The sequence below is a fragment of the Clostridiales bacterium genome (genome assembly GCA_030016385.1).
Taxonomy (GTDB): domain Bacteria; phylum Bacillota; class Clostridia; order Clostridiales; family Oxobacteraceae; genus JASEJN01.
Genome location: JASEJN010000005.1, coordinates 1 through 14,099 on the forward strand (window position 1 = coordinate 1; position 14,099 = coordinate 14,099).

At 39.9% G+C, this 14,099-nt stretch carries 12 protein-coding genes; all 12 read left to right on the plus strand.

Features of this window, described 5'->3' with window-relative positions; genetic code table 11:
- Positions 1–194 (plus strand): group II intron reverse transcriptase/maturase (locus QME45_02035; GenBank protein MDI6617438.1); only part of this gene is annotated, 194 nt, incomplete at its 5' end.
- Between the two features lie 286 nt (positions 195–480).
- A complete protein-coding gene (locus tag QME45_02040) occupies positions 481–1,539 on the plus strand; it encodes an aldose epimerase family protein (protein ID MDI6617439.1) in 1,059 nt (352 codons plus the stop codon).
- 340 nt (positions 1,540–1,879) lie between these two features.
- Complete coding sequence (locus QME45_02045) at positions 1,880–2,830, plus strand: L-lactate dehydrogenase (GenBank protein MDI6617440.1); 951 nt, start codon at positions 1,880–1,882, stop codon at positions 2,828–2,830.
- A 10-nt stretch (positions 2,831–2,840) separates the two neighbouring features.
- On the plus strand, positions 2,841–4,013 hold the full coding sequence (locus QME45_02050) for a malic enzyme-like NAD(P)-binding protein (GenBank protein ID MDI6617441.1): 1,173 nt from the start codon (positions 2,841–2,843) through the stop codon (positions 4,011–4,013).
- A 250-nt stretch (positions 4,014–4,263) separates the two neighbouring features.
- Complete coding sequence (locus QME45_02055) at positions 4,264–5,658, plus strand: aspartate ammonia-lyase (protein ID MDI6617442.1); 1,395 nt, start codon at positions 4,264–4,266, stop codon at positions 5,656–5,658.
- 12 nt (positions 5,659–5,670) lie between these two features.
- Positions 5,671–6,909: a [FeFe] hydrogenase H-cluster maturation GTPase HydF gene (hydF, locus tag QME45_02060; GenBank protein ID MDI6617443.1), complete on the plus strand. Its 1,239-nt coding sequence runs from the start codon at positions 5,671–5,673 to the stop codon at positions 6,907–6,909.
- Positions 6,910–7,085: 176 nt separating this feature from the next.
- A complete protein-coding gene (hydG, locus tag QME45_02065) occupies positions 7,086–8,534 on the plus strand; it encodes a [FeFe] hydrogenase H-cluster radical SAM maturase HydG (protein ID MDI6617444.1) in 1,449 nt (482 codons plus the stop codon).
- A 232-nt stretch (positions 8,535–8,766) separates the two neighbouring features.
- The gene (gene hydE, locus QME45_02070) at positions 8,767–9,813 is read left to right on the plus strand and encodes a [FeFe] hydrogenase H-cluster radical SAM maturase HydE (protein MDI6617445.1); all 1,047 of its coding nucleotides are present in this window, start codon (positions 8,767–8,769) and stop codon (positions 9,811–9,813) included.
- Positions 9,814–9,933: 120 nt separating this feature from the next.
- Positions 9,934–10,446 carry a sigma factor-like helix-turn-helix DNA-binding protein gene (locus QME45_02075; protein MDI6617446.1) on the plus strand — a complete coding sequence of 171 codons (513 nt, stop codon included), beginning with the start codon at positions 9,934–9,936 and terminating at the stop codon, positions 10,444–10,446.
- 387 nt (positions 10,447–10,833) lie between these two features.
- A complete protein-coding gene (locus QME45_02080) occupies positions 10,834–11,346 on the plus strand; it encodes a sigma-70 family RNA polymerase sigma factor (GenBank protein MDI6617447.1) in 513 nt (170 codons plus the stop codon).
- The gene (locus QME45_02085; protein ID MDI6617448.1) at positions 11,330–12,259 is read left to right on the plus strand and encodes a hypothetical protein; all 930 of its coding nucleotides are present in this window, start codon (positions 11,330–11,332) and stop codon (positions 12,257–12,259) included. Before QME45_02080 ends, QME45_02085 begins: the two co-directional genes overlap by 17 nt.
- A gap of 297 nt (positions 12,260–12,556) precedes the next feature.
- Positions 12,557–14,083 (plus strand): zf-HC2 domain-containing protein, encoded by a 1,527-nt coding sequence (locus tag QME45_02090; GenBank protein ID MDI6617449.1) that lies wholly within the window; start codon positions 12,557–12,559, stop codon positions 14,081–14,083.
- Positions 14,084–14,099: the final 16 nt, after the last annotated feature.

Genomic DNA, 14,099 nt, shown 5'->3' on the forward strand with positions numbered 1-14,099 from the left:
CATGGAGGGCACTACACAAGCAATTAAGGAAAATGGGTTATGAAGGAGATTTTGAAAAGATATCCATGTCAAGATGGAGAAATTCAGCATCTCCGCTCATTAGTATGGCACTTCCTAATAAATGGTTTGATGAAATGAAACTGTTTGACATTTCTAAACTACAAGTCGGTACTTTGTATTGTTACTATGAATAATAACAACTGAAGTCTTTCGGGAGCCGTATGCGGGGCCCGCATGTACGGTTCTATGAGAGGAAAAACTCGGGATTAGCTATCCCGAGTTTACCTACTCACTGCGATGTAAATATCGTTTTTTTATGCAAAGCGTCATAAACTTGGGTATATAAAATATACGTCCCATAAACTTAAAAATTTTGAATTTTAGCAATACCAAACATTAAAAATATAGTGACAATATTGCATGAGTGTTTTAAAATATGTACAGGCAGGATTTTAATATTATACGTTGGAGGTAGAAGTCATGGGAATTACAAAGAGTTTATACGGAAATACAGCTGACGGTAGAGAAGTGGATGTTTTTACTCTTACTAATTCAAAGGGTGCAGAAGCTAAAATAATCAATTATGGAGGTACTCTTGTTTCACTGAAAGTTCCCGACAGAAAAGGTAATATGGATGATGTAGTGCTCGGTTATGACAATTTGAATGGATACTTAAATGGCAAAAAATATTTTGGAGCACTCATCGGGCGTTACGGAAACAGGATAGGGAAAGGAACATTCAAGCTCAACGGGATAGAATACCACCTTTCAAAAAATGAGGGGAAAAATCATTTGCATGGAGGGTTTGAAGGCTTTAGTAAAAAGGTCTGGACTGCAAACATAGTAAAATCCGGAAGGAATGAATGCTTAAAGCTTTCATGTTTCAGCAAGGATGGCGAGGAAGGATATCCGGGAAATCTGAATGTAACTGTCACATACACTTTTGCAGATGATAATTCATTAAGAATAGATTACTATGCTGTTTCAGATAAGGACACAGTGGTAAACCTCACGAACCATTCGTACTTTAATCTTTCGGGTCAGCCATCGGGCAGTATTTTAAATCATCAGGTAATGATAAATGCGGACAAGTTTACTACGGTAGATGAAGAATCCATACCTACGGGAGAATTGAGAGCTGTAAAGGGAACGCCTCTTGACTTTAGAAACCTTACTGTAGTCGGAAAGGATATAGACAGCGACTATGAGCAGATAAAATTTGCAGGCGGGTTTGATCACAACTTCGTGTTGAATGTAAGCGGAAAAACTCCCAAGAAAGCGGCAGAGGTATATGATAGCGCATCAGGAAGGGTTCTGGAAGTGTATACGACAGAACCGGGAGTGCAGTTTTACACAGGAAATTACCTGAATGGCAAGGATATCGGCAAGGGCGGCAAGGCGTATGAAAAGAGATCGGCTTTATGCCTGGAGACACAATTCTATCCCGATTCGCCAAATCATGAGAATTTTCCATCTCCTGTATTGAGAGCAGGGCAGAAATACAGGCAAACGACGATATATAAGTTTTCAGTGAGATAGCCTCAATTTTGTAACTTGCAACTTAATATAAATAAAACTGTGCTGTGCCATTTTGAATGAAATGTTTAAAATAGCACAGCACAGTTTATATTATAAGCAACTTGTCCGAAGGTCAATTGCCGGCATGACAGCATTTTCATTCCGGTCAAAATAATTATAGTTATTTTGTATATATGCGAAATAGGTACTAATAATAAGATAAACGAAAAAAATATAATAAAATGCTGTATAATAATAGATGATATAAATATAATATGGGAGATTTAAACATTGATTTTATCCCTTGAAATATGTTATTATATTATCAATTTCGTTTTTATTTACCTATGGAGGCGTAAATATGGTAAAATCAAAAGTAAAAGTTGCAATAATCGGCACAGGGTTTGTAGGATCTTCCATAGCTTTTGAGATGGCTATAAAGGGCCTTGTGTCTGAAATGGTACTAATCGACGTAAATAAGGCAAAAGCATTTGGAGAAGCAATGGATATAAATCACGGGCTTTCATTTGTGGGACAAATGTCTATTTATTCCGGAGATTATCAGGATTGTAAAGACTGCGATTGTATAATAATCACTGCAGGAGCAGGCAGAAAACCCGGAGAGACGCGTCTTGACTTGGCTAAAAAGAACACTTCTATAATTAAAGACATAACGAAAAACGTAATAAAATATTACAATCAGGGAGTAATATTAGTCGTTTCCAATCCGCTTGATATCATAACTTACATGTTTAGAAAGTGGTCTTCACTTCCAGCATCTAAAGTATTCGGTTCGGGCACTGTGCTTGACAGTTCCAGATTCAGATATCTACTTAGTCAAAAATTTAACATGGATGTAAGAAATGTCCACGGCTATATAATCGGAGAGCATGGAGATAGTCAGATCCCTGTATGGAGCGCTGTAAATGTTGCCGGAATGAGATTGGGCGAATATTGCAGCATATATAATAATCCGCTGTGCAATACGGATAAGGATGAGATTGCCAAGGAAGTAAAAGAGGCGGGAGCAACTATAATAAAGAATAAAGGTGCTACTTATTATGCAATTGCTATGACTGTAAACAGGATCGTCGAGGCTATTATTAAAAATCAGAACTCTATTTTGACGGTAAGCAGTGTAATAAACGGTTTATACGGTATCAATGATGTGGCTTTGAGCATGCCCTGCATCATCAACTCAAATGGTATAGACAGGGTTCTTGAGATAACATTAGACGATCTTGAATTAAAAGAACTGAAAACTTCTGCAGAAAAGATTAAAGAAGTACTAAAACAAGTGGAAGATATATAGGAGGTAAATCATGGATTTAAAAGAAAAAGCACTTAAGCTCCATTCTGAATGGAAGGGTAAAATCGAGATAGTAAGCAGGGCTCCCGTCGCAACAAGAGAAGATCTTTCGATGGCTTATACGCCGGGGGTTGCTGAACCATGTATGGAAATACACAATGATGTTGAAAAGGCATATGAATATACCAGAAAGTGGAATCTGGTAGCTGTAGTAACCGATGGAACGGCGGTACTAGGTCTTGGAGATATAGGGCCGGAAGCCGGGATGCCTGTAATGGAGGGCAAGGCGGTTTTATTTAAGACATTTGGAAACGTCGATGCGATTCCTATTTGTCTTGCGACAAAAAACGTCGATGAAATAGTAAATACGGTAAAGATGATATCCCCTACATTCGGAGGAATAAACTTGGAGGATATTTCAGCGCCGAGATGCTTTGAAATAGAGGAAAGGCTTAAAAAAGAGCTCAATATACCTGTATTTCATGATGACCAGCATGGAACTGCAGTTGTCACGCTGGCAGCTCTTATAAATGCCCTCAAAATCGTAAAGAAAGACATTAGGGACATAAAAGTCGTGATGAATGGTACGGGAGCTGCTGGGATCGCTATCGTCAAATTGCTGATAAAGAGAGGGCTTAAAAATGCCATTATGTGTGACAGGCAAGGCGCTATATATGAAGGGAGAGAAAAGCTGAACCCTGCAAAGGAGCAGATCGCCAAGGTTACAAACAGAAACTTTGAAAAGGGCAAACTTAAAGATGTTATAAAAGGCGCCGATGTGTTTATAGGTGTGTCAGCGCCAAATACTGTAGATGAAGAAATGGTCAGGTCCATGAACAAAGATGCGATAATATTTGCAATGGCAAACCCCGTTCCCGAAATAATGCCTGATAAAGCCAAGGCGGCCGGAGCCCGTGTTGTTGGCACAGGAAGGTCCGATTTTGCAAATCAGATAAACAATGTGCTTGCTTTCCCGGGAATATTCAGGGGAGCTCTTGATGTGAGGGCAAGGGAAATAAATGATGAGATGAAGATCGCGGCTGCGGAAGCTATTGCATCACTTGTCGGTGAAAACGAGCTTGGTGAGGATAATATAATCCCGCAGCCTTTCGATAAAAGGGTAAGCAAGCTTGTCGCTGAAAGAGTTGCCGAGGCAGCAAGGAAAACCGGAGTTGCAAGAATTTAAAGTTAAGTGCATTTAAAAATCAAATATTGTCTCCAAGATGTGGGATCCATCCTGCGTCGAAGGGTATACAAGTTATCCCGTGTAATAAACAGACGGGATTCCCGAAGGGTTGGGCTTATCCGAACGGAAGGATTTTAGAGAGAATATGTTATTAAAAACTTCCTGAAAATGCTCAGGAAGTTTTTTTGATGTGGAATAATATTCTTCAAATATAAAATATGCACCTGTGATCATATGTTATGGAGGGAAAATGAGGAAAGAGCATGATATATTGGGTGAAGCATTTATTGATGATGATGCTTATTACGGCATAAATACGTTAAGGGCCGTTCAAAATTTTAATATTACAGGAAGACCTGTGCATCCTGAACTTATAAAAGCGATGGTAACAATAAAAAAAGCTGCCGCATTGACCAATAATTATGTGGGGCTTCTTGACAAAAGGATTGCGGATGCCATCATTGCGGCCTGTGATGAAATACTTTCAGGTAAGTTTGACGATCAGTTCGTAGTAGATTGCATGCAAGGTGGAGCCGGAACATCCACAAATATGAACGTAAATGAAGTCGTAGCAAATCGTGCGATCGAAATTTTGAAAGGTAAAAAAGGGGACTATTCCATAGTGCACCCCATCGATCACGTAAACATGTCCCAGTCTACGAATGATGTTTTCCCTACGGCGGTAAGAATTGCTGCCATAAAGCTGCTGCTTCCCGTAAGCGAACTTTTCGCCGATCTTCAAAGCGCCCTTCAGGAAAAGGAAGAGGAGTTTTCATCAGTGCTAAAGGTAGGCAGGACTGAGTTGCAGGATGCCGTACCGGTTACACTGGGGCAGGAATTTGGCGCATGGGCCCAGGCAATAGCAAGGGACAGATGGAGGCTTTATAAGGCTGAGGAAAGGCTGCGTCAGGTAAATATAGGAGGAACCGCCGTAGGCACGGGAATAAATGCAGAAAAGAAATATATATTCAACATGATAGAGAAACTTCGTGAGCTTACAGGTTTAGGGCTTGCAAGAGCTGAATATATGATGGATCCTACGCAGAATTGTGATGTTTTCGTAGAAGTGTCCGGACTTTTAAAGGCGGCTGCCGTCAACCTGCTTAAAATATCGAATGATTTAAGGCTTTTATCTTCCGGGCCAAGGGCGGGAATCGGCGAGATAAAGCTTCAGAGCGTTCAGGCGGGTTCATCCATAATGCCCGGCAAAGTGAATCCCGTTATACCCGAAGCAGTAGGTGAGATAGCATTTCAGATAATGGGAAACGATCTTGCTATAACCCTTGCAGCTCAGGCAGGGCAGCTTGAACTAAATGCTTTTCTTCCCTTGATTGCAAAAAATCTTCTTGAGATGTTGGACCTTTTAAGAAACGGGCTTAAGATTTTTATAAAATGCATTAAAAATATACATGCCGACAGGGAAAGGTGCAAGAACAATTTGGAAAGAAGTCTTGCCGTTGCTACTGCGCTTACAAGATACATAGGTTATGAAAGGGCGTCGAAAGTGGTCATGAAGTGCTTGAATACCGGCATGACGGTAAAGGATGTTTTGCTTAAGGAGAAAATACTTGATGAAAAAAATATAGATAAAATAATCAATCCATCCGTCATGACAAGACCGGGGATTCCCGGAAAGAAATACTAAGGGGGGACATATTTGAACAATACGCCTATTGGAAACAGGATACATATATCCATATTCGGGAAGAGAAATACAGGCAAATCCACGCTGATTAATACACTGACAAATCAGGAAATAGCGGTGGTCTCGGATGTTGCTGGTACTACGACGGATCCTGTATATAAAACCATGGAACTTCTGCCCATAGGGCCGGTTGTAATAACGGATACGGCCGGTCTGGATGATGAAGGGGCACTTGGCACGTTAAGGATGAAAAAGACATATGAGATACTCAGAAGAACGGATCTTGCAGTTATCGTCATAAGCGCACCTGACGGCTTAACAGAATTTGAAACGGATATTGTAAGGGAATTGAAGGATAGAAATATTAAAGCGATCGGCGTCATAAACAAGTGCGATCTTGCAGACGTATCATCTGAAACAGTGAAAAATTACAGCCTGAAGCTTGGCATACCACTGGCAAAAATAAGCTGCAAGACTAAAGAAGGGATCGAGGATGTTAAAAAGCTTATAGTAAAAAATGCCAGTTACGATGATTCGGAGCTTAGTATCGTAAGCGATCTCATAAATCCGGGCGATATTGTCGTGCTGGTGACGCCCATCGACAAAGCTGCGCCGAAGGGAAGGCTCATACTGCCACAGCAGCAGACCATACGCGATATTATCGATTCCGATGCGATAGCGGTTGTTACGAAGGAATATGAACTCAAGGAAACTTTTTTAAATTTAAGCAAAAAACCTGCTCTTGTCGTGACGGACTCCCAGGCTTTTTTAAAGGTAACTGCAGATACTCCGCCCGATATACCGATGACATCCTTTTCGATACTTTTTGCAAGGCAAAAGGGAGACCTTGTGAGGATGGTGAGGGGGCTTAAAAAGATAGAGAGCTTAAAAGACGGCGCAAGGGTGCTTATTGTGGAAGGATGTACGCATCACAGGCAGTCCGATGATATAGGCAAGGTAAAGATCACGAGATGGATAAGGCAGATAACAGGACGAGATATAAGCTTTGAATGGGCTTCAGGCACATTTTTTCCTGAAAGAATCAAAGATTATGATATGATAGTCCACTGCGGCGCCTGCATGTTAAACAAACGCGAGATGCAGTATAGGATAAGGGAAGCGGAAATGCAGGGTGTTGCGATAACAAATTACGGGTTGCTTATAGCCTATGTTCTGGGCATATTAAGAAGAGCGCTGGGGCCATTCCCGGCAGCGCTGCTTGCTCTTGATGAAGCGGGAATGGATGAATGATCGGGATAGTTTCCTGAAAAATAGCACTTTATCTGATGTCAGTATTCTTTGTGCCGGCTGAAATATGTGGGTGTATCAAGCGCGATGTTAATATTCTTCAAATATAAAATATGCACTCGATACATGTTTTGCGGGCGGCACAGGAGATTAAAAATATATTATGATGGAGGGGTAATATGGATTTTTTAAAGAAGTATGAGGAAGACTTTAAGGAATACGATTCTATGGACAAGGATTTTATCGATGATGATAAAATATGGGCGCAGCTTGACAAGTGGAGAAATCCTTCGAAAGCCGATGTGCGCTCCGTTCTAAAAAAAGCTGAAACCCAGGTCAGGCTGGAACCTGAAGAAACAGCTATATTGATACAGAATAAGGATAAGGAAATGATTGAAGATATGTACGCTCTGGCAAATAAGCTGAAAAGGAAGGTTTATGGGGACAGGATAGTCTTCTTTGCGCCACTTTATATAAGCGATAAATGCGCCAATAACTGCAAATACTGCGGCTACAGGAGCAGCAACACGAAAATACAGAGAAAGACACTGACGATGGAAGAAATCGAAGAAGAAGTCAGGATAATGATAAGTGAAGGACAGAAAAGAACCGTGCTGGTATACGGGGAGTCTCCCGAGACAAGCGCGGATTTTATAGCTGAAAGTGTCCGGCACGTATACAGTGTAAAAAGCGAACATGGAGAGATAAGAAGGGCGAACATAAACTGTGCACCTCTTTCAAGGGATGAGCTTAAAAAGCTGAAAAAGGTGGGAATAGGGACTTTTCAGGTATTCCAGGAAACTTATAACCATCAGACATATAGAGAAGTTCATCCGCAAAATACTATAAAAGGTAATTACAGATGGAGGCTTTACGCCCAGGACAGGGCACAGGATGCAGGGATCGACGATGTGGCCATAGGCGCGCTTTTCGGGCTATATGACTGGCGCTTTGAAGTCATGGGACTTTTATATCATACCATACATCTTGAAAAAAAATATAACGGCGTAGGGCCGCACACTATTTCCTTCCCGAGAATAGAGCCTGCAATAGATACGCCGTATGTGACAGATTTAAAATATGCCGTAAGTGATGAGGACTTTAAAAAGCTGGTCGCTATACTCAGGCTTTCAGTACCATATACGGGAATGATATTGACTGCAAGGGAAAATCCAAAAGTGCGCAGTGAAGTTATTCCGTTTGGAGTATCCCAGATAGATGCAGGCTCGAGAATAGGCGTAGGCGGATATAAAAAGGGCCAGGCAAATGACATTCCTGAAAAGGAACAGTTTACTCTTGGAGACACAAGGCCTCTCGACGATGTCGTAAGGGAAACGTGTTCCATGGACAGCATACCTTCATTCTGTACAGCCTGCTATAGGGAAGGCCGTACGGGTGAAAATTTCATGGGATATGCAAAATCAAGCTTTGTACACAACTTTTGCATTCCAAATGCCATATTCACATTCAAGGAATATCTGCTGGATTATGCATCGGATGAGACCAAAAGAGTCGGCAATAAAGTTATAAATGATTATGTGGATAGATTCAAGGGGCAGGAGATTTACAGCACCATACAGGATTATTTATCGAGAATCGAAAAAGGCGAAAGGGATCTCCATATATAACCTGCTGCATCGGGAGAACCTCATGCTGTTCAAAAAACATGAGGTTCTAAGGCCTGCAGCCTTAAGAATACAAGAGCCTTTGAAACTTATCTTAGCGCAGACAATCAAAAACTCTAAGGATTCTTAAGCTGCAGCAAAGCCAAGAACTTATCAAATGGTTTGTGGATATACCTTGAGTATGCGTTTGCTGGCCGGTTAAAATCAATGTGAAGGGATAAAGCATATGATCAGCATGAAAGAAATAATCGACAAATTATATAAAGAAAACAGCTTGTCCGGGGAAGAGCTTAAATATATGCTCGATAATATGGAGGACGATTCATTCAAGTACTTGATGGAGAGGGCAGATGAGACGAGATTAAGGTATTATGGCAGGAGCGTTTATATGAGGGGACTTATAGAATTTACAAACTACTGCCGGAGAAACTGCATGTACTGCGGTATAAGGGGCTCAAATAAAAAAGCCGAAAGATACAGGCTTACTGAAGATCAGATACTTGACACATGCAAAACAGGATATAAATTGGGGTACAGGACTTTTGTACTCCAAGGCGGCGAGGATCCCTATTTTACAGATGATAAAATAGTAGAGCTCGTCAGGAGGATAAAAGATATTTTTCCATCATGTGCCGTTACGCTTTCAATCGGGGAAAAAACATATGAATCATATAAAAGATACTATGATGCCGGTACTGATCGGTATCTTCTACGGCATGAAACAGCTACAAAAAAATTGTATGAGAGACTTGACCCGAAGATGAGCTTCGAAAACAGGATAGAATGCCTTTGGAATCTCAAAAAAATAGGATACCAGGTAGGCGCAGGTTTTATGATAGGACTTCCCGGACAGAAAAATGAAGACTATGTAAATGACCTGATGTTTTTAAAAAAACTTCAACCCCATATGGTGGGGATAGGACCCTTTATACCCCATAAGGATACACCCTTGTCCGCCTGCAGAAGGGGGACGGTTAAGCAAACGGTAATGCTTCTTTCGATAATAAGACTTCTTCTTCCCGATGTATTGCTTCCGGCGACAACCGCGCTTGGGACCATCGATCCTTCAGGAAGAGAAAAGGGGCTTCTGGCAGGGGCCAATGTTGTCATGCCAAACTTATCGCCTTTAAATGTCAGGAAAAAGTATGCTTTATATGACGGAAAGGTATGTACAGGCGAGGAAGCTGCAGAATGCAGGCAGTGCATAGAAAGAAGGATAAACAGAGCAGGTTTTATCATGGATATGTCAAGAGGGGACAACATTTCGTGGAAAAGGATGTAAGATAACATAAGTTTAAATTACGAATCGCAGTAAATATAAAATTATGATTGAAAAGAAGCCATTGCAGGGGTATAGTAATAATAAATAGAAATGCTTAGCATTACGGATAGAAGTGAGAGCATGGTGGATCTTGAAATGGTACACAGTCAGGTTAAGGATAAGGATATTGTAAAAGAGATAAGAAGGAAAAATGTATATGCGCTTGTAAGTTGGTTCCGCGATAGAAAATCCGTGATGTATCGGATTGCATCTGCGTATTGCCAAAGCTGCAGCATGGATGCAGTTTTTAAAGGGGCGATTATAAATATATTTAAAAATATAAAAAGTCTCAAGGGGAAAGAGGATTTTGAATACTGGGCGGTTGATATGTTCCTTGATGAATGCAGAAAAGCCTGCGGGCAGAAGGATGTCGCCACACAATATGGCCCTAGCTTTCCAGATAACGATGGGGATATAATAAAATATGTACGTACATTGGATGGAAAAGAAAAAGATGTGGTAATCCTTAAATATCACGGAGGGTATTCTATAAGGGAAATAGCTCTGATACTTAAAATTCCTGAGGGTGAAGTAAGGCACAGCTTGTATACGGGCATCAAAAATATAACTGAACGTGCAGGTGAAAAGTCGTAATTATGGATTGTGCGGATGTAAAAGGGCATAATGTTTTCCATATCGGGCCACAGCGTAATTAAGAAATTTGATATGACGATACCGTTAAAACTTTATACGAAATAAAAAATAGTCGTAAAAAAATGAAGCGCACCCCAAATGTTAGGAAAAAATCTAATATTTGAAGGTGCATTTTTCTTGGCAAAATATTCTGTGGAAGGTACTAAATGCTGAACGGCGGCGCTGAAATTGTCTGGCTGGCAGGTACTTTTTAGGAGATCACATAAAAAAATTTTCTTTATGCGAACAAAAAACGGGTTTAAGATTGTCTAATATATAGAAGCCGGTTACAAGACTAAAATAAGGGTGGTGGGTTTTGATGTGCAACCTGTTGGAGGTGTAAGTTAGATGTCCAAAAGCGGCATTGAGAATATCGAAGAAATAGTTAAGACTTATGGGAAAGATGTCCTGAAAATATGCCGTTATTATCTTCAAAATAAGCAGGATGCGGAAGATGCTTTTCAGGAAGTCTTTATTAAGCTTGTAAGGAAACACTCTGCCTTTTGCGGCAAATCCGGGTTCAAAACATGGCTGACAAGAATTGCAATCAATACATGTAAAAATTTCCTAAAAAGTCGTTCTTTAAGGAATGATACGATAAATCTTCTGGATTGCGATGACCGCCGTGATACGGCAATATACGATGAATGCGATGAGCTTTATAAAATTATTGTTTCATTACCCTTAGACTATAAAGACGTAATATTGCTTAAATACTATTTCGGTTATACGTCGAAAGAAATTGCGGGAATACTTAAAACAACAGAGTCCGCCATAAACTCCAGATTGCACAGGGCCAAAATTTATCTCAAAGAAATTTTAACCGAGAGGGGATGGTCAGATTATGAATATCTCGATTGAAAAAGCGCTCCATAAGGGATTGGACGGCATTGAGGTTCAGCCGTGGCTGGAATCTCAAACAATAAGAAAGATTACGGAGAAATCAAAAATTACTCTTTTCGATTTCAGATCAAAGACGAAATATGTTTCTGTTGCTGCATGTGTGCTGGCGTTTATCATTGCTTTTACAAGCATCCAGCCATATCCCGATAACAAGAGGTTTATCGAAAGTGAAAGCGGGTTGAATCAACCAAGCAAGCAGACCCCTGCATCTTCCAAAACTGATGTTACAGGGCAAAGCGGTGCGGTATATCACAACATAGACATATCGCAGATTGTCAGACATGGATATGACTCAGACGCAAAAGTGCCAGTTAGCTTCTACTTCAGCGGTTGGCTTATGTCAGCAGGAAAAGAGTTGGATATCGGTCGGCATTGGCACCAGCAGGCGCAATTTACTAAGGACGATATAGAATCATCATTGCACACATACATCATCGACCCTGTTCTTCCAGATGGGGATTATACAATGACGAAAGCTGTTTTAAAAGATGACGCAACTGATGAAATCATGGCATACCAGACGGTTTATTATTACTTCAATAAAGATACGATGGAATTTCAAAACAGGTTCAGCATCTTCTATTTCGCAGAGGATCACTTCGATACGGAAAAAATCGAACAGATGCAAAATGTAACCAGAACGGAGGGGAAAATTCACATAGATGATTTTTCACAGGAGGCCAACGTGCATATAAAGATACCTCATGTCCGCAAGCTGGTATACATGGAAAATGGCGTCGGTATCGCCATTGAAGCGGAGACGGATGCCGTGATTATTGGTGGTAAGGTTGACCGGGGGAAAAGCCTCGAACGTTATGAGCAAACTGACAAACAGCTTATTGCATTGATGAAATCAGTTTTTGAAAAGTAATGTTTGTTTTTCAGGGAGCTGCGATTCGCAATTTTAGCTTGTGTTATTTTGAGCGCTAATTCGTTGCTCAAAATAACATGATTTTATTTATGACCGATTTTTTATCACGAATCAAAGTTCAGGAAGAGAAACTGAAATAAATATAGAATTCTGATTGAAAAGAAGCCATTACAGGGGTATATTAATAATAAATGAAAATGCTTAGCATTAAATCTTTGAAGATGAAGTAAAGGTATATACACTCGTATATACGGGCATCAAAAATATAACCGAACGCGCAGGTGAAAAGTCGTAATTATGGATTGTGCAGATGTAAAAGATTATATGGTCGAATACATAGACAAAAATCTGAATGATGATTTAAGAGAGAAAGTAGCCTCTCATCTGGATATTTGCGATGACTGCTTTAATGAAATAAAAGCGATAGATAAAACTGCATGGAAGTTGGAGGAAAGCGTGAGGAATATAAAAATTCCTTCTGATTTCCTGACCGGTATGTATGAAAAAGTATTAAAGGATTATAATCCAAAGAGAGAAGCAAATAAAAAGCTTTTGAAGGCGGGTTCCATAACAGGTATCGCCATTGCCGCGCTGCTGTTTGTCTTTTTCTTGGTGCCAAAAAATGAAAGATACAGATTATTGGATGTAATAGATATTGCGATGTCCGGTAAAAGTTATAGCAACTCATATGGCGCTTTCGGCGAGAATTTAAGCATATCGAGCACGGACAGAGGTATAAAGATTACGGTTGTCAAGGTTGCCGCAGACGACATACAGACTCTTATTTATTTTGAGATACAGGGTGATGAAAACAGCGCTTATTATATACAAGATGGAGATGTAAATATTAAAGAGAAAGTAGGAAGTTATGGTTTTATGTCATACGAGTATTCGGCTAATAAGCAAAGCATATGTCTGATGGGATTAAGACCCATCGACGCCGAAAATAAAGTACTCCATGTCAAAATCGGAAAGATATACAAAAGGATGATAAAAAATGGAACTGAGGATATAAAGGCAGATGCAATTGTAGGCAACTGGTCCTTTGATGTGCCCTTTAAAAAATTCAAGAGCAGATCTTATCTGTTAAAGAGCACCGCAGAGATAGATGGTCATAAAATGCAGTTTAAAAAGCTTACGGTCGGACTATCATGCACTGTAATCGATGTTGATTGCCAGGACAGGACATTTTTAAATTCTATTAGATATGACTTGATTCTTAAAAACGGAAGCGAGAATTACAGATGCATGTATAATATTCCACAAATAGATGTTGTTACTAGCACAGCGACAGAAAAGCTTTTTTTTAGAACTATATACAACGATAGAATTAAGGATTTGAGCATATATTTAGGCAGCCATACAGACTATATGGAGGATAAGGATAAAACAAGGGTTTATATCGATTTCAAGGGCAATTTTCCTATGGAATTTTATTACCTTGGAAATAAAATAACTGTCGATAATCTTAAAAAGGATGATGATCATATACAGTTTGATATAATAGAGCCTGAAGTGAGGAGCTATATGGATATGTCCATTGGTATAAATCAGCAGGATAATAGTAAAAATGTGCTTTTAGGCTCATCTGCATATGAGAGAACAATTATAGATGAAAAAGGTAAAAAGTACGATTATGATGATGTGATTAAAAACTATGAAACAAAATATAAAGATAAATTATTTACAGCGTACGCTCTAAAGACAAGGGAGGAGATAGGCGGCATAGAAAAGAATCAAAAGGGCATAACGATTTCCATAACCGGCCACAGCATGATTAAAAAGTTTGACAGGACGATACCGTTAAAACTTTATACGAACTAAAAAGCAGCAGGCATAG